The 24,445-nt window shown below is 63.0% G+C and carries 20 protein-coding genes and 1 tRNA gene; 10 read left to right on the top strand and 11 right to left on the bottom strand.

Annotation, left to right across the window (positions count from 1 at the left end; translation table 11 throughout):
• The first annotated feature begins 13 nt into the window (after positions 1-13).
• The 3 genes from AB6724_RS01375 to AB6724_RS01385 all read left to right on the top strand — a co-directional run bounded on the left by AB6724_RS01375 (position 14) and on the right by AB6724_RS01385 (position 3,174).
• A complete protein-coding gene (locus AB6724_RS01375) occupies positions 14-388 on the top strand; it encodes a DUF4212 domain-containing protein (protein ID WP_369336706.1) in 375 nt (124 codons plus the stop codon).
• Positions 381-2,477, top strand: coding sequence for a VC_2705 family sodium/solute symporter (locus tag AB6724_RS01380; protein WP_369336707.1), 2,097 nt, complete (start codon positions 381-383; stop codon positions 2,475-2,477). The genes AB6724_RS01375 and AB6724_RS01380 overlap by 8 nt, the downstream gene beginning before the upstream one ends.
• A gap of 220 nt (positions 2,478-2,697) precedes the next feature.
• Positions 2,698-3,174 (top strand): hypothetical protein, encoded by a 477-nt coding sequence (locus AB6724_RS01385; protein ID WP_369336708.1) that lies wholly within the window; start codon positions 2,698-2,700, stop codon positions 3,172-3,174.
• A 58-nt stretch (positions 3,175-3,232) separates the two neighbouring features.
• On the opposite strand, the gene AB6724_RS01390 is transcribed toward AB6724_RS01385, so the two are convergent.
• The 6 genes from AB6724_RS01390 to dnaG form a co-directional block, all read right to left on the bottom strand.
• The gene (locus AB6724_RS01390; RefSeq protein ID WP_369336709.1) at positions 3,233-3,586 is read right to left on the bottom strand and encodes an FKBP-type peptidyl-prolyl cis-trans isomerase; all 354 of its coding nucleotides are present in this window, start codon (positions 3,584-3,586) and stop codon (positions 3,233-3,235) included.
• A 126-nt stretch (positions 3,587-3,712) separates the two neighbouring features.
• Positions 3,713-4,018, bottom strand: a complete 306-nt coding sequence (locus tag AB6724_RS01395) for a winged helix-turn-helix transcriptional regulator (protein ID WP_234641001.1) — start codon at positions 4,016-4,018, stop codon at positions 3,713-3,715.
• Positions 4,019-4,385: 367 nt separating this feature from the next.
• Positions 4,386-5,318, bottom strand: coding sequence for a ketopantoate reductase family protein (locus tag AB6724_RS01400; RefSeq protein WP_369336710.1), 933 nt, complete (start codon positions 5,316-5,318; stop codon positions 4,386-4,388).
• Positions 5,319-5,340: 22 nt separating this feature from the next.
• Positions 5,341-6,348 (bottom strand): Bug family tripartite tricarboxylate transporter substrate binding protein, encoded by a 1,008-nt coding sequence (locus AB6724_RS01405; RefSeq protein WP_369336711.1) that lies wholly within the window; start codon positions 6,346-6,348, stop codon positions 5,341-5,343.
• Between the two features lie 144 nt (positions 6,349-6,492).
• Positions 6,493-8,934: an RNA polymerase sigma factor RpoD gene (rpoD, locus tag AB6724_RS01410; RefSeq protein WP_369336712.1), complete on the bottom strand. Its 2,442-nt coding sequence runs from the start codon at positions 8,932-8,934 to the stop codon at positions 6,493-6,495.
• Between the two features lie 276 nt (positions 8,935-9,210).
• On the bottom strand, positions 9,211-11,196 hold the full coding sequence (gene dnaG, locus AB6724_RS01415; RefSeq protein WP_369336713.1) for a DNA primase: 1,986 nt from the start codon (positions 11,194-11,196) through the stop codon (positions 9,211-9,213).
• 592 nt (positions 11,197-11,788) lie between these two features.
• Here dnaG and AB6724_RS01420 point away from each other — a divergent pair.
• Complete coding sequence (locus AB6724_RS01420) at positions 11,789-13,435, top strand: acyl-CoA synthetase (protein WP_369336714.1); 1,647 nt, start codon at positions 11,789-11,791, stop codon at positions 13,433-13,435.
• A gap of 90 nt (positions 13,436-13,525) precedes the next feature.
• Here AB6724_RS01420 and AB6724_RS01425 read toward each other — a convergent pair whose 3' ends face one another.
• The 5 genes from AB6724_RS01425 to AB6724_RS01445 form a co-directional block, all read right to left on the bottom strand.
• Positions 13,526-14,761 (bottom strand): sensor domain-containing phosphodiesterase, encoded by a 1,236-nt coding sequence (locus AB6724_RS01425; protein ID WP_369336715.1) that lies wholly within the window; start codon positions 14,759-14,761, stop codon positions 13,526-13,528.
• 332 nt (positions 14,762-15,093) lie between these two features.
• Positions 15,094-15,900 carry a UDP-2,3-diacylglucosamine diphosphatase gene (locus AB6724_RS01430; RefSeq protein ID WP_369336716.1) on the bottom strand — a complete coding sequence of 269 codons (807 nt, stop codon included), beginning with the start codon at positions 15,898-15,900 and terminating at the stop codon, positions 15,094-15,096.
• Between the two features lie 135 nt (positions 15,901-16,035).
• The gene (locus AB6724_RS01435) at positions 16,036-16,563 is read right to left on the bottom strand and encodes a peptidylprolyl isomerase (RefSeq protein WP_369336717.1); all 528 of its coding nucleotides are present in this window, start codon (positions 16,561-16,563) and stop codon (positions 16,036-16,038) included.
• A gap of 58 nt (positions 16,564-16,621) precedes the next feature.
• On the bottom strand, positions 16,622-17,206 hold the full coding sequence (locus AB6724_RS01440; protein ID WP_369336718.1) for a peptidylprolyl isomerase: 585 nt from the start codon (positions 17,204-17,206) through the stop codon (positions 16,622-16,624).
• A gap of 120 nt (positions 17,207-17,326) precedes the next feature.
• The gene (locus AB6724_RS01445; protein ID WP_369336719.1) at positions 17,327-17,914 is read right to left on the bottom strand and encodes a tetratricopeptide repeat protein; all 588 of its coding nucleotides are present in this window, start codon (positions 17,912-17,914) and stop codon (positions 17,327-17,329) included.
• 221 nt (positions 17,915-18,135) lie between these two features.
• On the opposite strand from AB6724_RS01445, the gene cysS reads away from it, so the two are divergent.
• The 6 genes from cysS (at position 18,136) to AB6724_RS01475 (ending at position 24,139) form a co-directional block, all read left to right on the top strand.
• Positions 18,136-19,521 carry a cysteine--tRNA ligase gene (cysS, locus tag AB6724_RS01450; protein ID WP_369336720.1) on the top strand — a complete coding sequence of 462 codons (1,386 nt, stop codon included), beginning with the start codon at positions 18,136-18,138 and terminating at the stop codon, positions 19,519-19,521.
• Positions 19,522-19,572: 51 nt separating this feature from the next.
• Positions 19,573-20,415, top strand: a complete 843-nt coding sequence (locus tag AB6724_RS01455; RefSeq protein ID WP_369336721.1) for a DNA-3-methyladenine glycosylase family protein — start codon at positions 19,573-19,575, stop codon at positions 20,413-20,415.
• A 60-nt stretch (positions 20,416-20,475) separates the two neighbouring features.
• Positions 20,476-21,453: an acetyl-CoA carboxylase carboxyltransferase subunit alpha gene (locus AB6724_RS01460; RefSeq protein ID WP_369336722.1), complete on the top strand. Its 978-nt coding sequence runs from the start codon at positions 20,476-20,478 to the stop codon at positions 21,451-21,453.
• 163 nt (positions 21,454-21,616) lie between these two features.
• Positions 21,617-22,633 carry a tRNA lysidine(34) synthetase TilS gene (tilS, locus tag AB6724_RS01465; protein ID WP_369336723.1) on the top strand — a complete coding sequence of 339 codons (1,017 nt, stop codon included), beginning with the start codon at positions 21,617-21,619 and terminating at the stop codon, positions 22,631-22,633.
• Between the two features lie 93 nt (positions 22,634-22,726).
• A complete protein-coding gene (locus AB6724_RS01470; RefSeq protein WP_369336724.1) occupies positions 22,727-23,992 on the top strand; it encodes an aspartate kinase in 1,266 nt (421 codons plus the stop codon).
• 54 nt (positions 23,993-24,046) lie between these two features.
• Positions 24,047-24,139 (top strand) — tRNA-Ser (locus tag AB6724_RS01475).
• The last annotated feature ends 306 nt before the right edge of the window (positions 24,140-24,445 follow it).

The raw sequence follows: 24,445 nt of genomic DNA on the forward strand, positions 1-24,445 counted from the left end.
CCTTGTGCATCGCATGCAGACGCATCACGCGCCCATGCATGACGATGCCGCGTCGGATACCGACGCTTTCGGCAAGCCGGCGGAGATGAGCATTCCGCCGGACCTGCACGACATGCGCCACCTGAGACTCAAGGCCTTGCTGCTGACGGTCTGGGTGGTGTTTTCATTTGGCACCAGCTATTTCGCGCGCGATCTGCAGGCCCTGGTGCCCGGCTGGCCCGCCGCCTACTGGATGGCCGCCCAGGGGGCGGTCCTGATGTTCCTGCTCATCATCGTGGTCTATTGTGTGGCCATGGACTATTTCGAGCGTCAACAGGCGCGTGACCAGGCCCGGCAAGAGGCCGCCGCTCCCGCCGCATCTTCCACCCCCGCCGACTTCCATGCCTGAGCGGCCAGCCCTGAGCCGCGCCTATCACTGGCGGCTGCATCGCATTCTTTTGCTCTATGTACTGGGCGTGGCCGGTTTTCTGCTGGCCATGCTCTGGGCCGAGGGGCGCGGCCTCTCGCGCCACTGGATAGGGCCGATCTTCCTGTTCTGCACCGTCATGGTCTACGCGGGCATAGGCGTGTATTCGCGCACCAGCGATGCCCAGGAGTATTTCGTGGCCGGGCGGCGCATTCCGGCCTTCTACAACGGCATGGCGGCCGCCGCCGACTGGATGAGCGCGGCCTCGTTCATCAGCCTCTCCGGGGCGCTTTATCTGCAGGGCTTTTCGGGCGCGGGCAGCCAGCCCGGCGGGCTGGCCTATGTGCTGGGCTGGACCGGGGGCTTTTGCCTGGTGGGCATGCTGATCGCGCCCTATCTGCGCGCCATGAACCTGTATACCGTGCCTGATTTCTTCCAGGTCCGGTTCGGCGGCCGCTGGCCGCGCATCATTGCGGCGCTGGCGGCCATCACCTGCTCCTTCACCTATGTGGTGGCACAGATCTATGGCGTGGGTCTGATTGCGGCGCGGCTCACGGGCGTGCAGTTCGAGATCGGCATCATGCTGGGCCTGGGGGGGGTGCTGCTGTGCTCTTTTCTGGGCGGCATGCGCGCCATCACCTGGACCCAGGTCGCGCAGTATGTGGTGATCCTGCTGGCCTTCATGCTGCCGGTCTCCTGGCTGGCCTACAAGCAGCTGGGCAATCCCTGGGCGCCCGCGGCCTATACCCAGCAGCTGGGCAAGATTGCGCTCATGGAGCAGCGGCTGCAGGCCTCCGAGGCCGAGCAGTCCGTGCTGGATGCCTATCGCACGCGCGCCCAGGTGCTGCAGGCCAAGCTGCGCGATGTGCCGAATGTGCTGGCGGCCGAGCGGCAGGCGCTGAGCGAGCATATCCGCGAGCTGCGCACCAGCAGCGGCAATATCGGCGCCATCATGGCCGCCAGCCGCGAACTCGCGAGCATGCCCAAGGACGAGGCCGCCGCGCGCGAGCGCTGGACGCGCGAGCTGCGCGAGACCGACGAGCGGGTCAAGCCGCTGGGCGGCATTCCGCTGCAAAGCCTGCCTTTTGCGGGCGACCCGCACGGCACGCCCAAGGAGCAGCAGGCCTATGAGGAAAGCCGGCGCAATTTTCTGGCGCTGATGTTCTGCCTGATGGTGGGCACGGCCGGACTGCCGCATCTGCTCACGCGCTACTACACGGTGCCCACGGTATCGGCGGCACGCACCTCGGTGGCCTGGTCGCTGTTCTTCATAGGCCTGCTGTATCTGGGGGCCCCGGCGCTGGCGGTGCTGGTCAAGTACGAGGTCATGAGCAATCTGGTGGGCATGCATTTCGATGCCTTGCCGAACTGGATCGCCCAATGGTCGCGCGTGGACGGATCGTTGCTGTCGGTGGAGGACATCAACGGCGACGGCATCCTGCAGTTCGGCGAGATCCGCATGGGCGCCGACCTCATCATGCTGGTCACGCCAGAGCTCGGCGGCATGCCCTATGTGGTGTCGGGGCTGGTGGCGGCGGGGGGACTGGCGGCCGCGCTGTCCACGGCCGACGGCTTGTTGCTGACCATCAGCAATGCGCTGGTGCGCGATCTGTATTTTCAGGAGCGCCAGCGCCTGGAAAAGCCCAAGCGGCGCATCTCGCCCGAGCAGCGCGTGATTCTCTCCAAGTTTGCTCTGCTGCTGGTGGCGCTGTCGGCCGCGTTTGTGGCGGCGCGGCGCTCGTCCGACATCCTGCCCATGGTCTCGGCCTCGTTCTCGCTGGCGGCATCGGCCTTTGTGCCGGCCATGGTCATGGGCATCTTCTGGCGCCGCACCACGCGCCGCGGCGCCGTGGTCGGCATGCTGCTGGGGCTGGCCGTGACGGTGTATTACATGGTGGCCCATGTGCCGGGTCTGCAGGGCGTGCTGCCCCAGGTCTTGCGCGGCGAGGTGCTGTGGTGGGGAATTCAGCCCATATCGGCGGGCGTGTTCGGCGTGCCCGTGGGCTTTGCTGCGACGTTTGCCGTGAGCTGGTGGGAGTCGCGCCGTGGCACAGGCGGCGGGCAATCCTGATTTGTAGGCGCTTTGGCAACTTGGGCCTGAGCCTGTTTTGACGCCCGCTCCCCGAGGACCGAGCCAGGCTGTTGATGCTGCGCAAGCCGCCTGCTTGTTTGCAGGTAAACCCGCTTTGCAGTCTGAGGCAAATCCCTCACTCTGCAGACCATGGCCCGGGGTTCATTGCGGAGGATGCCCGGGCAAATCATGCACAGAGGGAGAGGAGGAGGGCCGGCTCATGTATTTCGTCAAAACACCTGCGGGACAGCAGGCCTTCAAGGAACGCCATGCCGATCTGAGTCCGCGTCTGCGTTCGGCCTTTCTGCTGTTTGACGGTAACCGCAGCCTGGCCCAGGTGCTCGAGGCCATATCGGCGCTGGGCGTGGGCAAGGACGATATTCTGCCCCTGGTCACCAGGGGTTGGCTGGCAACGCGGGAAGCCGGTGGAGAAGAGCTGCAGCAGCCTTGCGCTGCGCCGGAGGACGGGAGCGAGGTGGACCCGGCCAGCACCTCGCGCCGCTATCAGCAGGCCTATCCCATGGCCGTGGCCATCACGGGCGGGCTGGGACTCAAGGGCTTCAGGCTCAATCTGGCGGTGGAGGCGGCCGTGGGCTACGAGCAGCTCGCCGCGCTGGCGCCGCGCATACGCGATGCCGCGGGCGAGAGGGCCTATGGGCCGCTGCACAAGGCCTTGTTCGGTGCCGAAGCGCTGTAGAGCGCTGCAAGCAAAAAAAGCGGCCGTGAGGGCCGCTTTTTTCATGGGCTGATGCCTATCAGACGGCCAGCAGTTCCACGTCGAACTTCAGCGTGGCATTGGGGGGGATCACGCCGCCTGCGCCGCGTGCGCCATAGCCCAGGGCTGCGGGGATCAGCAGGGTGCGCTGGCCGCCGACCTTCATACCTTGCACGCCTTCGTCCCAGCCCTTGATCACCATGCCGGCGCCCAGGGGGAAGACGAAAGGATCGTTGCGGTCCTTGCTGGAGTCGAACTTGGCGCCCTGCACGCCGTTGTTGTAGAGCCAGCCGGTGTAATGCACGGTGACGCTCTGGCCGGCACGGGCTTCGGCGCCTTCGCCCACAACGGTGTCTTCGTATTGCAGGCCAGAGGCAGTGGTGTTGAAAGCCATGATGGATTTCCTTTCAGCGCGGAGAAAAGCGATGGAAAAAAGGGCCCGCCAAGCATGCTTGGGGCCCTGGGATGATAGGCAAGATGGTAGCAGCAGCCGGCAGTCTCGCCGCAACCGCGGCAAGATTTACTTCTTGGCGCGCGCCGCCACCCAGCGGTTGGCAAAGGCTTGCACATCGGACAGACGCTTGAGCAGGTCCTGGCCGGAAAGGGTCACGGTATAGCCGTCGCTGCCGTGCTCCAGCAGACCGCATTCGCGCAGTTCCTTGATGCGGGTGTTGAGCGTGTTGGGAGTGATGCCGCCCACGCTGTCCTGCAGCAGACGGAAGGTCTGGGGATGACCGTCCCGCAGCGCCCACAGCACGCGCAGTGCATAGCGGCATTCGAGCTTCTCAAACAGCTGGTTGATGGCGGCGTTTTCCTTGGAGCTCATGGACGCTTCTCCTTGCGCAGTGGTGTTATTGAGCCTGGGCGCACCTGCCCGTGCGTTCAGTGCCAAGTCAGATTGACTATAGCGGGTAATTTGTTTTGCTACAAGTTTAGTAGCTCCAAATCTGCAACTGCAACGCCCTGAAGTGATAAACGCCACAAACAAGCGACAAGTGTTGCAGCTCAGCCACGAATATTACGGCTCCACATACTGCTCCAGGGTTTGTAGCAATAGGCGGAGCCTGCGGGCGCGCCCGGCGCCGAATTCATGGTGGCTGCCCACAGAGTGGCTGGCGATCGAGGGCCACATTAGGCGAAAAATTGCACTGTAGCCTTTTGTCAGACTGCGCTGGCAGCTATGGAAAACATAGTCAGGCCTTGAGGTCCGCGGCCTGCTTCAGCTGCACCAGCACCTGCAGCAGGCGGTTGGCGGGCGTGGCAATGCCCAGGGCCTGGCCGCGCCGCACCACATAGCCGTTGAGGTGGTCGATCTCCGTCGGCTTGCCGCGCGCCAGATCCTGGGCCGTGGAGGACAGCTGGCCGGGCATGGTGCGCGCGATGGCGGCCACGGCCTGGTCCACCGAGGCGGGCAGGGCCACGCCGTCGGCCAGGGCCACGGCCTTGCATTCGGCCGCAATGTCCTGCATCACGGCCGGCACATCGGCCTGGGCCACCAACCAGCCATAGGGCTGTTGCGTGAGCGCGGAGAGCGCGTTGTAGACGCAGTTGATGATCAGTTTCTGCCAGAGGGCGGCCAGCACATGCTCCGACACCTGGGTCGGGATGCCGGCGGAACTGAACTGCCGGGCGATTTCCGCGCCTTGCGGGCAGGGTGCGATCTCCAGCTCGCCGCGGCCGAAGTGGCGAACATGGCCGGGACCGGCCATGGCCGTCGCCACATAGACCACGGCCGCCGCCACGGGCTGCGCACCCAGCACCTGGCGCAGGCGTTGGTCGTTGTCCGCGCCGTTCTGCAGGCTCAGCACCTGGGTGTGGGCGGCCAGATAAGGCCGGATCTGCGTGGCGGCGGCTTCCGTGTCCGTGGATTTCACGCAGAACAGCAGCACATCGGCGCCGCTCACGGCCTGGGCCGAGGTGCTGGCGGCCATGGGGATGCAGACGTCCTCGGTCGCGGTCTGCAGCCGCAGGCCTCGCTCGCGCACGGCCTGCATATGGGACTCGCGGCCGATCAGCGTCACGCTGTGGCCGGCGCGCGCTAGCAGGGCGCCGAAATAGCAGCCTACCGAGCCTGCGCCCATGACGGCGATGGACAGCGGGCGCTGGGGCGGTTGGGTCTGGTTCATGGCTTCAGGCATGGAGGCGCTCTCAGCTCTTGAGCTTGAGCAGATAGGTCATGAGCTGCGCGGTGGAGGTCTCGATCTCGAGAAAATCATGCAGCGCCTTGCCGGTCTGCCACGACGGGCTCCAGCTATTGCTGGCCAGACTCTGCTTCCAGCCGTCCTGGGCGACCGCGTATTCGATGGCCGCAAGCATTTGCTGGGAGCGCTCCGCAGGCAGGCTCTTGCCGGTAAAGACGGCGCGCCAGTTGGACATTTCCGCATCCACGCCCTGATCGCGCAACGAGGCGATGCCGAACAGCGCGCGGCGCGACGAGACGCCCAGGGCGCGCAGCTTGCCGGCCTGCAGGGCGTCGCGGAATTCGCTGTAGCCGGAAATGCCGACCTGCACCTGTTTCTGCAGCAGGGCCTTGACCACATCGTTGCCGCCGGGGAACGGCTTGTACTGCAGCTGCTCGGGGTTGGCCTTGGCGACCCTGGCCAGCATGCCCGCATACATATGATCCACGCCGCCGGCCGAGCCGCCGGCAATCGCCAGTGCGCCCAGGTTCTCGCGCATGGCTTTGGCCAGGGACTTGGGGTCGGCAATCGCCGAATCGGCCGGCACGGCCACCACCAGATAGTCGCTGGTCAGGCGCGCGAGTGCCTGCACCTGCTGCAAATCCTTGGAGGCCTTGTTCAAGGCCAGGGCTCCGACCATGACCATGCCACCGATCAGCAGGCTGCCCGGGTCGCTGCCGTAGCGCTTGGTGTATTCGGCAAGTCCTAGGGTGCCGCCCTTGCCGCCTATGTTTTCATAGACGACCTTGTCCACCATGCCGCTGCTGGTCAGCGCCGCGCCCAGCGCGCGGCCGGTCTGGTCCCAGCCGCCGCCCGGGTTGGCGGGGATCACGATGCGCAGCTGCGCCCCCAGGCGCTGGGCCGGGCCGGCCTGAGCCGCGGGCAGAGCGGTGCCGGCCAACAGGGCCGCGGTACAGCCCAGCCATTGGCGACGCGTGGTGGCATGGCCTGGCGCAGTGAGGATGGGGTGGTTCATGGCTGATCTCCGTTGTCTCTGGCTTTGCTTTGCACACAAGCAAAGACTTGCTGACCTGGGGTACATGTAAAAAAGCCCCGACCTCGGGTGAGGTCAGGGCCTGATGGCAGGAGCCCGCCGGTGGCGGATTCCCGGTGACTGGCATTACAGCGAGTCGATGAAGCTGCGCAGCTTGTCCGAGCGGCTCGGGTGCTTGAGCTTGCGCAGCGCCTTGGCTTCGATCTGGCGGATGCGCTCGCGCGTCACGTCGAACTGCTTGCCCACTTCTTCCAGCGTATGGTCGGTGGACATCTCGATGCCGAAGCGCATGCGCAGCACCTTGGCTTCGCGCGGGGTCAGGCCATCGAGGATGTCCTTGACCACATCGCGCAGGCCGGCCTGCATGGCTGCATCGACGGGCGCGGTGTTGTTGCTGTCCTCGATGAAGTCGCCCAGATGGGAGTCGTCGTCGTCGCCGATGGGGGTTTCCATCGAGATCGGCTCCTTGGCGATCTTCATGATCTTGCGGATCTTGTCCTCGGGGATCTCCATCTTGGCCGCCAGGATGGACGCATCGGGCTCGAAACCGAACTCCTGCAGATGCTGGCGCGAGATGCGGTTCATCTTGTTGATGGTCTCGATCATGTGCACCGGGATGCGGATCGTGCGGGCCTGGTCGGCGATGGAGCGCGTGATGGCCTGACGGATCCACCAGGTGGCATAGGTCGAGAACTTGTAGCCGCGGCGGTATTCGAACTTGTCCACGGCCTTCATCAGGCCGATATTGCCTTCCTGGATCAGATCCAGGAACTGCAGACCGCGGTTGGTGTACTTCTTGGCGATGGAGATCACGAGACGCAGGTTGGCCTCGATCATTTCCTTCTTGGCGTCGCGGCTGGCACGCTCGCCGTCGTTCATGCGCTTGTTGATGCGCTTGAGCTCTTCCAGAGGCACGACCACGCGGGCCTGCAGGTCGATCAGGGCCTGTTGCAGCTCCTGTACGGGCGGGATGTTGCGCTCCAGCACGGCGCTGTAGGGCTTGCCGGCCGCAGCGTGCTTGACCACCCATTCCAGGTTCAGCAGATTGGGCGGGAAGTCCTTGATGAACTGCTCCTGCGTCATGCCGCACTTGTCCACGATGATCTTGCGCAGCTCGCGCTCCTTCTTGCGCACGTCGTCCACCTGGGCGCGCACCAGATCGCAGAGCTTCTCGATGGTCTTGGCCGTGAAGCGGATGGTCATCAGCTGCTCGGTGATGGACTTCTGCACCTTCATATACGTCTCGGAGCCGTAGCCGTCCTTGTCGTACACCTTGTGCATCTTGTCGAAGAGCTCGCGCATGGCGTCAAAACGGCCCAGGGCTTCGTTCTTCAGCTCTTCGAGCTTCTTGGTCAGCGCCTTGGAGCCGCCCTTGCCGTCGTCGTCGTCCTCTTCGTCGTACTCGTCGAAGTCTTCCTCGGCCACATAGTCGTCGTTCTCGTCGGCATTGACGAAGCCGTCCACCACGGTGGAGATCACGACCTTGCCTTCGCGGATCTCCTCGGCCATGGTCAGGATCTCGGCGATGGTCGCGGGCGAAGCCGAGATGGCTTCCATCATGTCCATCAGGCCGCCTTCGATACGCTTGGCGATCTCGATTTCGCCTTCGCGCGTGAGCAGCTCGACTGTGCCCATTTCGCGCATGTACATGCGCACGGGGTCGGTGGTGCGGCCGAATTCGGAGTCCACGGTGGACAGCGCGGCTTCCGCCTCTTCTTCCGCTTCTTCTTCGGTCGTGGCCGACTGGCCGGTGTTGTTCAGCAGCAGGGTTTCCGCATCGGGAGTCTGCTCGTAGACCGCCACGCCCATGTCGTTGAGCATGGAGATCACGACTTCCAGCGTTTCGGCATCGACCAGCTTGTCGGGCAGGTGGTCGTTGATTTCGGCGTGGGTCAGGTAGCCGCGGGTCTTGCCCAGCTTGATCAGCATCTTCAGACGCTGACGGCGGGTGTTCATTTCCTCTTCGGTCAGAACGGTTTCGTCCAGGCCGAATTCCTTCATCAAGGCGCGTTCCTTGGCCTTGCTGATCTTCATGCGCAGAGGCTTGACCTTCTCGGCCGGAGCGGCAGCGGCTCCGCTCTCCGCTTCCTCCTCGACCTCGCCTTCCAGGTCGTTGTCGATGTCGGACAGGTCGGTGTCGTCCATGTCCTCATCGGCTTCCTTGGCCTTGGGCTTGCGGCCACGCTTGGCCGGAGCCTTGCCGGCATCGGCGCTGGCGGCGGGAGCCTTGGCGGCTGCGGTCTTCTTGGCCGGAGCCTTCTTGGCAACGGTCTTCTTGGCTGCGGGCTCTGCAGCCGTGTCTTCGTCCTCGGAGGCCTTCTTGCGGCCGCGCTTGGGTGTTGCCTGGGCCAGCAGCGCATCGGCCATGGCTTTGAGTTCGGCTTGTGACTTGGTAACCACTATGGTGTCTTTCTTGGCTTCGGCCGCAGCTGCGGCACGCTTCTTCGCAACAGGTCTGTCGGCACTGGCCTTTGGAGTCGCTGCTGCGGAAGTGGAAGTTTTAGAGGTCTTTGGCTTCGCGGAAGCTTCGGGGGCCTGCTTGGACTTCACGGACTTTGAAACGGGCATGAACACCTCTCACGGTACGAACACACACAAACACACAAAGAGAAACGGAAAATGCAAACAAACGCCACATAGGCTGGCGCACGGGCAGGCCTAGCCTGTCCAGCGGGAGCCAAAAACTCCCCGGCAAGATCTTGGGGCGATCATTTGGTATGCAGTCCTTGCGGAAATTGGGCCATGCAGTTGCTGCCATCACGTGATTCCTTCACGGGGCCCGGGCCGGAGGTGCTGCTGTCGCTCTTGCCTATATCCTAGTAATTATACCGTCTTAACGGTATTTCAAGAGGAAGTTGAGGAATTTCTCAGCTGGGCTTCGAGAACCTGCTTGCGCGCATAGAGATCGCGCAGTTTCTGGGCTGCGGTGGGGTCGGATGAAGCTTTGCGCACCACCTGCACCGTCATTTCATCGATATGGCTGATCTGGATGCGGTTGAGCACGTCGCGCAGCTCCTTGCGCAGCTCGGGCAGCTCGCCCTCGGGCTGGCCATGCGGGCCGCTCATCAGCTTGTCGGCCAGCATTTCATGCGGCAGGCCGCGCAATTGCTCGCGCAGCAGCGCCCAGGGTCGGGGGCCGGTTTCCTGGAACTGGGCCTCCAGCCAGCGGAACAGGCTGCTGCGTGCATCTTCCTTGCGCGCCAGGGCATTGAAGTCCTCATGGGTCATTTCTTCCATGAACTCCATATGGCACATCAACAAGCGAGCAGCCTGGTCCTCGCGGCTCACGGGCGTGGGGCGCGGGCCCAGCGGCGGCGGGCTCCACTCCTCGCCTTTTTTGCCCCAGGGCTTGCGCTGGCGTCCGAGTTCGCGGCGGCCACGCCAGTTGCCGCTGCTGTCCTGAGGCTGGTAGGCCGCAGGGCTGGCCTCGGCCCACTCGGGAGCCGCATCCCAGCTGGGTGGAGCATCCCATTCGGGGGGCTGGCTGTTGGCCGGTGCGGGTGCGCGCCTGGCCATGGGGGCGGTGCGCGCTGCTTCCTGGGCCCAGATGTCGGCGAGGTCGCGCGCGTCCAGCTGCACCAGGGCCGCAATTTCGGACAGCAACTGGCGCTTGAGCGCGCCGTCGGGCAGTTGCGACCATAGCGGCCTGGCGTTGCTGGCCATATGGGCACGGCCCTCGGTCTGGCCCAGGTCGCAGCCTTCGCTGGCCGACTCGATGAGAAAGCGGCTCAGCGGGGTGGCGTCGCCCACATAGCGCGCAAAAGCCTCGGGGCCGTATTCGCGGATGAAGCTGTCGGGGTCATGCTCCGAGGGCAGGAACAGGAATTTGATGGAGCGGGTGTCGGTGGCCAGCGGCAGGGCCGCATCCAGCGCCTTGCGCGCCGCGCGGCGGCCGGCGCCGTCGCCGTCGAAACTGAAGACCACGGCATCGGTAAAGCGAAACAGCTTTTGCACATGGTCCGGGGTGCAGGCCGTGCCCAGCGTGGCCACGGCATTCGCAAAACCCAGCTGGGCCAGGGCCACCACGTCCATATAGCCTTCGGTGACCAGGGCATAGCCCATGTCGCGCAAGGCCTGGCGCGCCTCGAACAGGCCGTAGAGCTCGCGGCCCTTGTGGAAGACCGGGGTTTCGGGCGAGTTCAGGTATTTGGGCTTTTCGTCGCCGAAGACGCGGCCGCCAAAGCCTATGCATTCGCCCTTGACGTTGCGGATGGGGAACATCAGCCGGTCGCGGAAGCGGTCGTAGCGACGGCCGTCTTCCTCGCCCACAATGACCAGGCCGCATTCCTCGAGCTGCGGGTTGTCGTACTCGGCAAACACGCTGGCCAGCCCATGCCAGCCTGCGGGCGCGTAGCCCAGGCCGAAGCGCTTGGAGACTTCGCCCGAGACGCCACGCTTCTTGAGATATTCGATGGCCTTGGGTGCGGCCCTGAGCTGCTTGCGGTAGGAGTCGCCGGCTTTTTCCAGCAAATCGCTCAAGGTCTCGGCCTTCTGCTTTTGCTGGGCCTGGCGCTGGCGCTCGGCGGGGCTGATGTCGTCCTGCGGCACTTGCAGGCCGCATTGGTTGGCAAGCTCCTGCACGGCTTCGACAAAGCCCATGCCGGCATGCTCCATCAGAAAGCCGATGGCATTGCCATTCTTGCCGCAGCCAAAGCAGTGGAAAAACTGCTTGCTGGGGCTGACCGTGAAGGAGGGCGACTTCTCGCTATGGAAAGGGCATAGGCCCATGAAGTTGGCGCCGCCCTTTTTGAGCTGCACATAGCGGCCCACGATGTCGACGACGTCGACGCGGGAGAGCAACTCTTGAATGAATGATTGGGGAATGGCCACCCGCGTATTCTGCCTTTTTCGGCAAACGCCGATGGCGCGCCAGGAATGTGCGGGCGGGCAAAAAAAAGCCTGCACCGATGGGTGCAGGCTTAGGTCTCCTGATGCCTGGATCATTGCCAGGCTCTCCTCTAAAACGTCTCCTCCGCCACACAGTCTTGAGGCTTGCGACCGGCTCCGTGCGGGCAGAGATGCCGGTCTTGCACTGCCAGTGCAGGCAGTCATGTCCTCAAAACATGAGCGCATTCTAAAAGCGATTCGAAGTCCTGGTGATTGGTCTGTCAGATAAATGATGTCTTATAGATGACTTGCATGGGTTGGCCCTGCCTGAGGAATGAGGGGATTTTTCAATGGGATTGCATGTTGTTGATTTCAAATGAATTTACTGTTTTTCAGAAGCTGTTGAAAGTACTGTCTCGCTGAATGACCATTTGTCCTGCTCTGGTTTGTCTGTGCATGTCGCATGCCGTTTTGCCGGCGCGGTGCGGCCATTTCGGGCGCAACTGCTTGATCCCGATCACAACAGGCCTGTATGGCGCTCGGTTGTAAGCCTGGCGTGACTCATGCTGAGGTACAAAACGCTCAGGAGACAAACATGACAAGTTCTTTCGATCTGAACCTTGCACCGAATACCGCCAACTACGCAGCGCTGACGCCGCTGAGCTTTATTGCCCGTACGGCCGAGGTCTACCCCGAGCGCCTGGCCATTGTTCATGGCGACTTGCGCCAGAGCTGGGCACAAACCTATGCGCGTTGCCGTCAGCTGGCCAGCAGCCTGCAAAAAATCGGCATAGGCAAGAACGACACCGTGGCCGTGATGCTGCCCAATACGCCGCCCATGGTGGAAGCCCACTTCGGCGTACCCATGTCGGGTGCGGTGCTCAACACGCTCAATACCCGGCTCGACGCCGAAACCCTGGCCTTCATGCTGGACCATGGCGAGGCCAAGGCCTTGATCGTCGATCCGGAGTTCGCGGGCGTGATGGCCAAGGCGCTCAAGCTGCGTCAGCGCAGCGAGCCCATCTATGTGATCCAGGTCGAGGATGAGCTTTATGGCGCAGCCGCCGAACAGATAGGCGTCATCGACTACGAAAGCTTTGTGGCCCGGGGTGATGCGGATTTCGACTGGCAACTGCCAGCCAACGAATGGGATGCGATTGCGCTGAACTACACCAGCGGCACCACGGGCAACCCCAAGGGCGTGGTCTACCACCATCGCGGCGCACATATCAACGCCATCAGCAATGTGCTGGAGTGGGACATGCCCAAGCATGCGGTCTATCTGTGGACCCTGCCCATGTTCCACTGCAACGGCTGGTGCTTCCCCTGGACGGTGGCCGCGCGCGCGGCGGTGAACGTGTGTCTGCGCCGCGTGGAGGCCCAGGCGATCTTCGATGCCATCCGCAGCCATGGCGTCACCCATTACTGCGGCGCACCCATTGTTCACAGCCTGCTGGTAAATGCGCCGGCCGCCATGAAGCAGGGCGTGCCCGAAGGTGTGAAGGCCATGGTGGCCGGGGCCGCGCCGCCCGCATCGATGATCGAGGGCATGGAAGCCATGGGCTTCGACATCACCCATGTCTACGGCCTGACGGAAACCTATGGGCCGGCCACGGTCTGTGCCAAGCACGAGAGCTGGAACCGGCTGGACATCGGCGAGCGTGCGCGCCTGAACTCGCGCCAGGGCGTGCGCTACCATCTGCAGCGCTCGGCGGCGGTGCTGGACCCCGAGACCATGCAGCCCGTGCCGCACGACGGCCAGACCATGGGCGAGATCATGTTCCAGGGCAATATCGCGATGAAGGGCTATCTCAAGAACCCGCAGGCGACGGACGAGGCCTTCCGCGGCGGCTGGTTCCACAGCGGCGATCTGGCCGTGCAGCACCCCGATGGCTATATCCAGATCAAGGATCGCAGCAAGGACATCATCATCTCGGGCGGCGAGAACATTTCCTCCATCGAGGTCGAGGACGTGCTCTACCGCTATCCCGCGGTGCTGGCCGCGGCCGTGGTCGCCAAGCCCGACCCCAAATGGGGCGAGACGCCCTGCGCCTTTGTGGAGCTCAAGGCCGGCGCACAGACCACGCCCGAGGACATCATCGCCCATTGCAAAAAGCATCTGGCTGGCTACAAGGTGCCGCGTGCCGTGGTGTTTGGCGAGCTGCCCAAGACCAGCACGGGCAAGATCCAGAAGTTCGAGCTGCGCAAGCAGCTGGGCTCGGCCTCGGCTATTTCCGTCTAAGCCCCTGTCCGCCGTCATGGCTGCCGGCGGACAGGGATGGGCTCCCGCCGAGCAGCAGGCCGGAGCGCGGCCGGGGCTGGTTCTGCCGCGCTATGACAGCGAGAACACCGCGGCCGCTTCAAGCTCCAGAGGTTTGGACAGCAGATAGCCCTGGGCGCAGTCCACTCCCAGCTTTTGCAGCATGTCGAGCTCCTCTGGGCGCTCCACGCCTTCGGCAATCACCAGGCTGCCAATCTCGTGCGCAAAGCTGGTCAGGCCCTTGGCCAGGGCACGGCGCTTTTCGTCCGAGTCGATATGCTGGGTGAGGCTGATATCCAGCTTGATGATCTCCGGCGCCAGATTCAGGATGTGGCGCATGCTCGAGTAGCCGGCGCCCGCATCGTCGACGGCCAATCTGGCGCCGCGCCGCCGGAAAGGCTCGAGGCTGAGCGCCAGGGCCTGGTAGTCCTGCACGGCGGCATGCTCGGTGATCTCGAGCACCACGCGCGACAGGTCCGTCATCCGATCCAGCAGCGGGTACAGCCGGCCTGTCAGTATCAGCTCCGGAGAACTGTTGACGCTCAGGCTGCAACTGGACGGCAGTCGTTCGAGGGCGGTGAGGGCCTTGGTGATCGCGTGCAGTTCGAGCTCCAGGCCCAGGCCGGCCCGGTCCGCTAGTTCGAACCATTGGTCGGGCGCCCGCCGGGGCTCGATATCGAAGCGCGAAAGGCTCTCGAAACCGCAGATCGTACGGTCCGCAATACGGCAGATCGGCTGAAACACAATCCTGGGCGCGCCGTGCTCCATGGCCGAGCGGACTTCGCCAGCCAGTCCCTGCCTGGCTTGCTCGGCGGCCGCGCTTTCGTCCAGGCGCGCGGCCAGGATGTCGGCGAGCGCACGCATCAGCTGCATATCGCGCTCGCCCAGGGAGGGGTTGGGCAGGTAGCTGAAGCAGCACAGCGTGCCGTAGATTTGGCCGTTCTCCAGCCGGACCGGGACGCTGAGGTGGGAGCCTATGGGGATGGCGTGGGTGGCCGCGATGTGCTGCGTGGCCGGTACGCATGCCGTATCCGGAATGCACTGCGGCAGCTCGCCCTGCACGACCTTGAGGCAATAGCCTTCCTTGAGCGGGATCGACTGGTCCTGCTGCAGAGGGCCGTTCGGAACGCTGTCCACATGTGTCAGCACGCGGTCGGGTGGGCGAAAGTGCGAGATGAAAGCGACATCCATGCCCAGATGCTTGCGAATCGCACGCAGCATCCGGTCCACGCCTTCGGCGCAAACGCCGGGGCTCATCAGCTGGGCAAGATGGTGATTCCCTTCGACAACGAATTCCGTCGACTGCATGCTTCCTCCTGATTTCAGTCAGCTTGCGCGGTTTTGGGTTTTTTATTTAATCGCGAACGGAGTTAAATGTGAAGAAATGTATGCAGATCAGATGTAAATGTCGAAAATTGTTAGAGATTGTTGGTTGATGGCCCGCAGCAGGCCGCGGCGCAGTCCGACAAGGAGCGCTGGCCGAGTCCGGCCGAAATGAAAAAGCCCGGCATCTGCGGTGCCGGGCTTTGTGGACTAGCGATTTTGATAGCGGCTCACGCATGCTATTCATAGAATTTGAATTGATTTCCAAGGAAAATCTATGAATATCGAGCGTATCCAGCTCCGCTTTTGGTAGTGCCTCAGGCCTGCTCGGGAGTCAGGCGCTGCCAGCCTTGCGGTGTCACGCGCAGCACCTCGGCGCGGCGGGTATGGGCATCGATATGCCAGTCGCTGAGCACGATGCGCCACTGCCCGGGTGCGAGCTCATGGTCGGCGGGGCGATGGGTATGGCCGTGGATCAGCCACGGGGCTTGCGCGGCCTGCATCCAGGTGGCGCACATCTGCGCATCGGCATCGGCATAGGGAGCGCCGGACTGCTTGCGCTGCTCGCTTTCGGATCTGGCGGAGCGGCCCAGGGCGCGGCGCGCGGCCAGAGGCTGGGCCAGCAGCTGCTGCTGCCAGGCGGCCGAGCGGGAGAGGGCGCGAAACTGCTGGTATTCGACATCGTCGAGGCATAGCGCATCGCCGTGGCTGAGCAAGATGCTGGGGCCGGCCCAGTGCAGCACCGTCGGGTCGGCCAGGCCGGTCACGCCGCTTTGGCGCAAAAACTCTGCTCCCACCAGAAAGTCGCGGTTGCCGACCATGAAGAACAGCGGGCGTTGTCGTGCGGCCGCGCGCAGCACGGCAGCGCATTCGGCTTCGAAGCTGTCCGGTTCGTCGAGAGCGTCGTCGCCGACCCAGACCTCGAACAGATCGCCGAGCAGGAAGACCGCATCGGCCGTGCTGCGCGCCAGATAGTCGCGCCAGGCCTGCACGGTCTGCGGCTCGGACGGTTGCAGGTGCAGATCGGAAATAAAATCGATAGCTCGCCAGTGCGGCGCAGCCTGCAACTGCGCTACATGAGGCAGGGTAGTGCGAGGATCTGAATTCAGCATGGATTCAGTCATTTGAAAAAGTACGCAGCCTGAAAACAATAACGGCCCCGAGCGAGAGGCGGCAAGCAAGGGCCGCCCCGCAGCGAGGCCGTCGTCCCCCTCCCGACGAAGAGAGAGGGGGAAGGCGCGCAGCGCCTCAGGGGGTGATTACAGGGCCACTGCCTTGTCGATCACCACGGCGTCGAAAGGCACATCGTCGTGGAAGCCCTTGCGTGTGGTGCGCACCTTCTTGATGGCGTCCACCACTTCCTCGCCCTTGACCACCTTGCCGAACACGGCATAGCCCCAGCCCTGGCCATTGGGTGCGGTGTGGTTCAGGAAGCCGTTGTCCACCACGTTGATGAAGAACTGGGCCGTGGCGCTGTGCGGATCGTTGGTACGGGCCATGGCGATGGTGTACTTGTCGTTCTTCAGGCCGTTCTTGGCTTCGTTCTCGATGGGAGCGTCGGTTTCCTTCTGCTTCATGTCGGCAGAAAAGCCGCCGCCCTGAATCATGAAGTTCTTGATCACGCGGTGGAACACGGTGCCGTTGTAGAAGCCCTTGTTCACATAGCTCAGGAAGTTCTCGGTGGACTTGGGCGCGTTCACGGCGTCCAGTTCCAGGGTGATCACGCCCTGGGTTGCGGTATCGGCTACGTTGATGGTCACGTGCAGTTCGACTTGGGGATTGCTCATGTCTGTGCTTTCTTGAGGTTTGACAGAAAGGGCGCCGCCGCGAGGCCGCGCCGCGTTGTTACTTGACTTCGGTGGCTGAGAGAATGGTCACGGGCGTCGTGGGCACATTTTGGTGCATGCCGCGGTTGCCCGTAGCGACAGCACGGATTTTGTCCACCACATCCATGCCTTTGATGACCTTGCCGAACACGGTATAGCCATAGCCATCGGGCTTGGGTGCATTGAGCATGTCGTTGTTCACCACATTGATGAAGAATTGCGAGGTGGCCGAGTTGGGGTTGCCGGTGCGCGCCATGGCAATCGTGCCGCGATCGTTTTTCAGGCCGTTGCCGGCCTCCAGCGGAACCGGTGCGCGCGTGGGCTTTTCCCTCATCTCGGCATCCATGCCGCCGCCCTGGATCATGAAGCCGTCGATCACGCGGTGAAAGATGGTGCCGTCATAGTGCTTGTCGTTCACATATTGCATGAAGTTGGCAACGGTCTTGGGGGCCTTGGCTTCATTGAGTTCGACCACGATATCGCCCATGCTGGTCTTGAGCTGCACCTTGGGCTCGGCCTGCGCGAAGCTGGGAGCCGTAAAGATGCTGGCTGTCAGCGCAATCGCTGAAAGGGCTTTGAGGCTGTGGCGACGAAAATGCAGCATTGCATGCTCCTTGAGGTAAACCTTGGGCAGACCGGCTGCAGTGCCGGTCCGGAGGCTGGGGCAAAAGCCGGCCGGCGCAGTATGGCCGGCAGGATTGGGTGAGTGCCGAAGCAGGCCGACTCAGCGGCGCCCCTTCTGACGCGTGGGGGCGTTGACGGGGTCCACCGACTGGGCCGGAGCTCCTTCCGAGGCCGGCTGCAGCAGCTCCTTGAGCTGCTTGAGTTTGGGCTGCAGTGCGGTCGCGCGGCCGCCCTTGGCCTGGGACTGTGCATAGGCCTGATAGGCGAGCCGGGCATAGATATCGCCCAGGTTCTCGTAGGCCACGGCGTAGTTCGGGTTGTTGCGCACGGCGGCTTCCAGTGCGGCGCGGGCCTTGTCGAGCTCGCCCTGGCGCGCATAGATCACGGCCAGATTGTTATAGGGCTCTGGCAGCTCGGGGTAGTCTTCGGTCAGCTGGCGGAAGGCGGCTATCGCGTCCTCGGTCTTGCCATCGTTGGTCAGCGCAATGGCGCGCAGGAAGCGCATTTGCGGATCGCGCGAATTCTTGGCCAGATACTCATCGGCTTTTTGCAGCGCCTGCTGCGCCTTGCCGCTTTTGAGCAACTGGGCAATATCCGCGTAATCGTCGGCATAGGCACTGCCCGCGGCCAGCATGGCGGCCAGGGCTGCCACGCGCGCTGCGGTACTAAACAAGTTGCGTACAGGCATGTAGGTGCTTTCGGTGCGCCGCCAGAAGAGCTCTGCGGCGCGGGCTTATACTGGCGGGAATTGTAGCTGAGGGGTGTGCGGAGCTTGGGCGTCCGTCCGGATGGGAATGTGTCCGGATGCTTTTGCGCATTTTTCAGTCTCAGGGTATGGCAGGCACGGTTCATGCAATGCAGGCATGTGAGTGCTGCTGGTCGCCACCCTCTCTCCCTATTTCAAGATTCATGAGTTTGCGTATCTACAACACGCTGTCGCGTGCATTGGAAGCGTTTTCGCCGCTGGAAGCCGGCCATGTGCGCATGTATGTCTGCGGCATGACGGTGTACGACCTCTGCCACCTGGGCCATGCTCGCTCCATGGTGGCCTTCGACGTGGTGCAGCGCTGGCTGCGTGCCAGCGGCTATCGCGTGACCTATGTGCGCAACATCACCGACATTGACGACAAGATCATCAAGCGCGCGGTGGAAAACGGCGAGACCATCCGCAGCCTGACGGATCGCATGATAGACGCGCTGCACCAGGATGCGGACGCTCTGGGCATTGAGCGCCCCACGCATGAGCCGCGCGCCACCGAATATGTGCCGCAGATGCTGTCCATGATCGGCACGCTGCAGACCAAGGGCCTGGCCTATCAGGCCGGCAATGGCGACGTGAACTACGCGGTGCGCAAGTTCCCCGGCTACGGCAAGCTGTCGGGCAAGTCGCTGGACGAGCTCAATGCCGGTGAGCGCGTGGCCGTGGCCGACGGCAAGCTGGACCCGCTGGACTTTGTGCTGTGGAAATCCGCCAAGCCCGAGGAGCCGGCCGATGTGAAGTGGCAGAGCCCGTTCGGCGAAGGCCGTCCCGGCTGGCATATCGAGTGCTCGGCCATGGGCTGCGCTCTGCTGGGCGAGAGCTTCGACATCCATGGCGGCGGCGCAGACCTGCAGTTCCCGCACCACGAAAACGAGATCGCCCAGAGCGAAGGCGCGACGGGCCAGCCGTTTGCCAGGACCTGGATGCACAACGGTTTCATCAACGTGGACAACGAGAAGATGTCCAAGTCGCTGGGCAACTTCTTCACCATCCGCGATGTGCTTCAGGAGTACGACGCCGAGACCGTGCGCTTCTTCGTGGTGCGCAGCCACTACCGCAGTCCGCTCAACTATTCCAATGTGCATCTCGACGATGCGCGCGGCGCCCTGAAGCGTCTGTACACGGCGCTGAGCCTGGTGGCGCCCGCCGAGGTGCAGATCGACTGGAGCAGTCCCTACGCGGCGCGCTTCAAGGCGGCCATGGACGAGGATTTCGGCACGCCCGAAGCCGTGGCCGTGCTGTTCGAGCTGGCCGCCGAGGTCAATCGCAGCAAGTCGCCCGAGGTGGCGGGCCTGCTCAAAGCCTTGGGCGCGAGCCTGGGCCTGCTGCAGGACGACCCGCAGAAATTCCTGCAGGCGGGTGCCGCGGGTGTGGATGGTGCATCCATAGAGGCGCAGATTGCAGCACGCGCAGCTGCCAAGGCCGCGAAGAACTGGGCCGAGGCCGACCGCATCCGTAAGGAACTGCTGGAGCAGGGCATTGTGCTCAAGGACTCCGCCGCGGGCACGACCTGGGAAGCTGCGGCCAAGGGCTGAAGGCTTTATGCAGAGTCCCATCAACCATGCGTGCCATGTGAGGAGTCGTACATGAGTGCGGCCAAGCATCTGGACACCATGGAGTTTGAACAGCTGCCGCTGGTGGTCGATCTGCCCGTGCCCGTCGGGCCCGAGGCGCCGCTGCCGGTAGCGCCTCTGGGCTCCGCGGCTCAGGCGGAAGCGGCGTCCGCGGCCGGCAAACCTGTGGCGGCCGCCAAGGCCGGTGTAGCGACCAAGGCTGCGGCACCCAAGATCAGCCTGGCGCTGCCCGAAGGCGTGCCCGCCTATTGGGCCGAGGCCTGCCGCCAGCTCATGCGCCGCGACCGCGTGCTCAAGCGCCTGATTCCGCAGCTCAGCAGCCAGGCGCTGCTGCCGCGTGGCCGGGGCGAGGCCTTTGCCACGCTGGCGCGTTCCATCATCGGTCAGCAGATTTCGGTCAAGTCGGCCAAGACGCTGTGGAACAAGTTTGCCAAGCTGCCGGCCGAGATGAAGCCCGAGCTGGTGCTCAAGCTCAAGGTCGATGATATGCGTGCGGCGGGCCTGTCGGCGCGCAAGGTGGACTATCTGGTCGATTTGGCGCTGCATTTCACCGAGAACCGTCTGCGCATGGATGAATGGGCAGAGCTGAGTGACGATGTCATCATCGCCGAGCTCATGTCGATTCGCGGCCTGAGCCGCTGGACGGCCGAAAATTTCCTGATCTATTACCTGGCGCGGCCCAATGTGCTGCCGCTCGATGACGCCGGTTTGATTCAGGGCATCTCTCTCAATTATTTTTCGGGTGATCCTGTCAGTCGCAGCGATGCCCGTGAGGTTGCCGAGGCTTGGAAACCGTGGTGCACGGTTGCAACTTGGTATATTTGGCGCTCGCTCGAGGCGCAGCCTGTGGCTTGATGACATCTGTCCACTGGCCGATTGCAAGGATTGCAACAGGCTGGCACAAGGAGAATTACGTTGGCGAAAAAGAACTTTCTGGATTTCGAGCAACCTATTGCCGAACTTGAATCCAAAATCGAAGAGCTGCGCTATGTGCAGACCGAAAGCGCAGTCGATATCTCGGAAGAGATCGAACAGCTCAGCAAGAAGAGCCTGCAGCTGACGAAGGACATCTACAGCGATCTGACCCCCTGGCAGATCACCAAGATTGCGCGCCACATCGAGCGCCCCTACACGCTGGACTATGTGCGCGAATGCTTTACCGACTTTGTCGAGATGCATGGCGATCGCCACTTCGCGGACGATCAGTCCATAGTCGGCGGCCTGGCGCGCTTCAACGGCCAGCCCTGCATGGTGATCGGTCACCAGAAGGGCCGCGATACCAAGGAGCGCACGCTGCGCAACTTCGGCATGACGCGCCCCGAGGGCTATCGCAAGGCCTTGCGCCTGATGAAGACGGCCGAGAAATTCAAGCTGCCCGTGTTCACCTTTGTGGATACGCCTGGCGCCTTCCCCGGCATCGACGCCGAGGAGCGCGGTCAGTCCGAAGCCATCGGCCGCAACATCTATGAGATGGCCCAGCTGCAGACGCCCATCATCACCACCATCATCGGTGAAGGCGGCTCGGGTGGCGCGCTGGCGATTGCCGTGGCGGACCAGGTGCTGATGCTGCAGTACTCGGTGTACTCCGTGATCAGCCCCGAGGGCTGCGCTTCGATTCTGTGGAAGACCGGCGAAAAGGCTCAGGAAGCTGCGGATGCCATGGGCATCACGGCCCACCGTCTCAAGGCCCTGGGTCTGGTGGACAAGATCGTCAACGAACCCGTGGGCGGCGCGCACCGCGATCCCAAGCAGATGGGCGCCTTCCTCAAGCGCGCGCTGGGCGATGCCTTCCGTCAGCTGGCCGATCTCAAGCCCAAGGAGCTGCAGGATCGCCGCTATGAGCGCATCCAGAGCTATGGCAAGTTCGCCGATACCAAGGCGGACAATCGCTAATCAGCCGGCTTGCCCGCCGCTTGCACACAATGGCTCCTGCGGGAGCCATTGGTGTTTGTGGCGCGGTGCTGGAGATTGAGATGAATCTAGCCTCAATCCCAGTGGGTATCTGCGTTAAGTGCTATTGATTTTGGTATTTTGAAACCTGCGGAGTGGACCTGAGATGCAAGCCCTGCCCAGAGCCGGCCTGACGAATGCTTCGGAAGCTGCCTCGGCGCAGTTGGTGGACCGGGCTATCGCGGCTTTCGATCCGCCGCTGCCGCTGGCCGTGGCATTCAGCGGCGGCGCCGATTCATCGGCACTGCTGCTGGCCTGCCATGCGCGCTGGCCCGGCCAAGTGCGGGCAATCCATGTGCATCACGGCTTGCAGGCGGCGGCGGACGGCTTCCAGAGGCATTGCGAGCAGGTATGTGCGCGGCACGGCATCCCGCTCCAGGTCTGCGAGATCGATGCGCGCCATGAGACGGGACAGAGTCCCGAAGACGCTGCGCGTCAGGGCCGCTACCAGGCCTTGATTCAGGCCGCGCAGCAGGGCTTCTCGGGTGCCGATGGAGGGGGGCTGGAAGCGGTGCGCTCTCTGGCGCTGGCCCAGCATGCCGACGACCAGGTGGAAACCTTGCTGCTGGCCTTGTCGCGCGGTGCCGGCGTGGCAGGCCTGGCGGCCATGCCCGAGCATTGGCAGCGTGCGGGGCTGGAATGGTTCAGGCCTTTGTTGCGCGTGCCGGGCCAGGCGCTCAGAGACTGGCTGGGTCAGCGCGGCCTGGACTGGGTGGAGGATCCGACCAATACGGATCAGGGCTATACGCGCAACCGCATCCGCGCACAGCTGCTGCCGGTGCTGGAGCAGGTCTTCCCGCAATTTCGCAGCACTTTTGCGCGCAGCAGCGCGCATTGCGCCCAGGCAGCGGAGCTGTTGGACGAGTTGGCTCTGTCGGATCTGCAAGCCGTTGGCATGCCGCCGCGCCTGAAGGATCTGCAGGCGCTGCCCCAGGCTCGTCTGGGCAATGTTCTGCGCCATTGGTTGCGCAGCGTGCATGGCACAACTCCGAGCACGGCGCAGCTGGCGCAGCTCGTGGCGCAGATCGGCGTTTGCACTACGCGAGGGCACCGTATCCATATCAAGGTGGGGTGCGGGTTTGTGCAGCGCCGGGGGGCAATCCTCGATTGGTACAATTCTTAGGTTTTGGTCTTTCTATTTGCACGAAAACCGCCGGCGCGCCAAAACCTTTGTGACCTGCGCCGTGGCTGCTGTTTCGTCACCCTTTAGTATCCAATGGCACTGATCGTTCATAAATACGGCGGCACCTCGATGGGCTCGACAGAGCGCATCCGCAACGTTGCCAAGCGCGTGGCCAAGTGGGCTCGGGCAGGTCACCAGTTGGTGGTCGTGCCCAGCGCCATGAGTGGCGAAACCAACCGTTTGCTGGGTCTGGCCAGCGAGCTGGCTCCCAGTCACGCCAAGACCTCGTACTACCGTGAGCTCGACATGCTGGCCTCCACCGGCGAGCAGGCATCGTCTGCGTTGCTGGCCATCGCGCTGCAGGCCGAAGGCATGGAGTCCGTCAGCTATGCGGGCTGGCAGGTGCCCGTGCGCACCGACAGCAGCTACACCAAGGCGCGCATCGAGTCCATTGACGACAAGCGTGTGCGCGCCGATCTCGATGCCGGCCGGGTGGTGATCGTGACGGGCTTTCAGGGGATCGACCCCGAAGGCAATATCACCACGCTGGGTCGTGGCGGCTCCGATACCTCGGCCGTGGCTGTGGCGGCTGCGCTCAAGGCTGCCGAATGCCTGATCTATACCGATGTGGATGGCGTCTACACCACCGACCCGCGTGTGGTGCCGGCCGCCAAGCGCCTGAATACCGTGAGCTTCGAAGAGATGCTGGAGATGGCAAGCCTGGGCTCCAAGGTGCTGCAGATCCGCTCGGTGGAATTCGCTGGCAAGTACAAGGTGCCCATGCGCGTGCTCTCCAGCTTCACGCCCTGGGACATCGATCTGGAAGAAGAAGCCAAGTCCGGCACGCTGATTACTTTTGAGGAAGACGAAAAAATGGAAAAGGCCGTCGTATCCGGCATCGCTTTCAACCGCGGCGAAGCCAAGATCTCTGTGCTCGGCGTGCCCGACACTCCCGGCATCGCTGCCGGCATTCTCGGTCCCGTGGCCGATGCCAACATCGAAGTCGATGTGATCATCCAGAACATCTCCAAGGACGGAAAGACCGACTTCAGCTTCACCGTGAGCCAGGGCGACTACCAGCGCGCGGTCGAGTTGCTGCGCGACAAGGTTGCTCCTTCCCTGGGCGCCTCTGAAGTGGTGGGCAATCCCAACATCGCCAAGGTCAGCATTGTCGGCATCGGCATGCGCAGCCATGTGGGCGTGGCCTCCACCATGTTTCGTGCCCTGAGCAAGGAAGGCGTGAACATCCAGATGATCTCCACGTCCGAGATCAAGACTTCGGTGGTGATCGACGAGAAGTACCTTGAGCTGGCGGTGCGCGCTCTGCACACGGCCTTCGGTTTGGACAAGAGCGAATAATTTTCGCGACTTTTCCAAAACGCGCAAAAAAGCTGTTTACAATAGCGTCATTCCGGAAACGTGACCGAGTGGCCGAAGGTGCTCCCCTGCTAAGGGAGTATGGGGTGTAGAGCCTCATCGAGGGTTCGAATCCCTCCGTTTCCGCCAAATCAAAGAAAAAGCCTTCTGGCTTTTTCTTTTTGTTTGAGTCCTTTGGGTTCAAACAAAAAGTTGCAAAACTTTGATGAGTGCGCAAAAAACCGTGCTACAATACATAGATTCGCTGATCGCAGCAAGCAACGAAATTCAAGACTGGTGTTGACCGGTTTTGAGTCGGGATCCTTAAAAAAATACAGCCGATAAGCGTGGGCGTTTGGTGGCGAGCAGCCAGTTCTTCGGAACAAAACTCTTCGGAGTTACTAAACGCTCACAAAAACAGTAATGAGGAAGAATTGATTTCTTCTTGATTCCGTC

It is taken from the genome of Comamonas guangdongensis (assembly GCF_041079535.1).
Classification (GTDB): domain Bacteria; phylum Pseudomonadota; class Gammaproteobacteria; order Burkholderiales; family Burkholderiaceae_C; genus Comamonas; species Comamonas guangdongensis.

What these genes read in the sequence shown, in the direction of transcription:
- AB6724_RS01385 (WP_369336708.1), top strand. Translation starts at nt 2,698, where the DNA reads ATGTATTTCGTCAAAACACCTGCGGGACAGCAGGCCTTCAAGGAACGC.
- AB6724_RS01400 (WP_369336710.1), bottom strand. Translation starts at nt 5,318, where the DNA reads ATGAACCAGACCCAACCGCCCCAGCGCCCGCTGTCCATCGCCGTCATG.
- AB6724_RS01420 (WP_369336714.1), top strand. Translation starts at nt 11,789, where the DNA reads ATGACAAGTTCTTTCGATCTGAACCTTGCACCGAATACCGCCAACTAC.
- AB6724_RS01445 (WP_369336719.1), bottom strand. Translation starts at nt 17,914, where the DNA reads ATGCCTGTACGCAACTTGTTTAGTACCGCAGCGCGCGTGGCAGCCCTG.
- AB6724_RS01425 (WP_369336715.1), bottom strand. Translation starts at nt 14,761, where the DNA reads ATGCAGTCGACGGAATTCGTTGTCGAAGGGAATCACCATCTTGCCCAG.
- rpoD (WP_369336712.1), bottom strand. Translation starts at nt 8,934, where the DNA reads ATGCCCGTTTCAAAGTCCGTGAAGTCCAAGCAGGCCCCCGAAGCTTCC.
- AB6724_RS01435 (WP_369336717.1), bottom strand. Translation starts at nt 16,563, where the DNA reads ATGAGCAATCCCCAAGTCGAACTGCACGTGACCATCAACGTAGCCGAT.
- AB6724_RS01375 (WP_369336706.1), top strand. Translation starts at nt 14, where the DNA reads ATGCAGACGCATCACGCGCCCATGCATGACGATGCCGCGTCGGATACC.
- AB6724_RS01455 (WP_369336721.1), top strand. Translation starts at nt 19,573, where the DNA reads ATGAGTGCGGCCAAGCATCTGGACACCATGGAGTTTGAACAGCTGCCG.
- AB6724_RS01405 (WP_369336711.1), bottom strand. Translation starts at nt 6,348, where the DNA reads ATGAACCACCCCATCCTCACTGCGCCAGGCCATGCCACCACGCGTCGC.
- AB6724_RS01440 (WP_369336718.1), bottom strand. Translation starts at nt 17,206, where the DNA reads ATGCTGCATTTTCGTCGCCACAGCCTCAAAGCCCTTTCAGCGATTGCG.
- AB6724_RS01430 (WP_369336716.1), bottom strand. Translation starts at nt 15,900, where the DNA reads ATGACTGAATCCATGCTGAATTCAGATCCTCGCACTACCCTGCCTCAT.
- AB6724_RS01395 (WP_234641001.1), bottom strand. Translation starts at nt 4,018, where the DNA reads ATGAGCTCCAAGGAAAACGCCGCCATCAACCAGCTGTTTGAGAAGCTC.
- cysS (WP_369336720.1), top strand. Translation starts at nt 18,136, where the DNA reads ATGAGTTTGCGTATCTACAACACGCTGTCGCGTGCATTGGAAGCGTTT.
- AB6724_RS01470 (WP_369336724.1), top strand. Translation starts at nt 22,727, where the DNA reads ATGGCACTGATCGTTCATAAATACGGCGGCACCTCGATGGGCTCGACA.
- AB6724_RS01380 (WP_369336707.1), top strand. Translation starts at nt 381, where the DNA reads ATGCCTGAGCGGCCAGCCCTGAGCCGCGCCTATCACTGGCGGCTGCAT.
- tilS (WP_369336723.1), top strand. Translation starts at nt 21,617, where the DNA reads ATGCAAGCCCTGCCCAGAGCCGGCCTGACGAATGCTTCGGAAGCTGCC.
- AB6724_RS01390 (WP_369336709.1), bottom strand. Translation starts at nt 3,586, where the DNA reads ATGGCTTTCAACACCACTGCCTCTGGCCTGCAATACGAAGACACCGTT.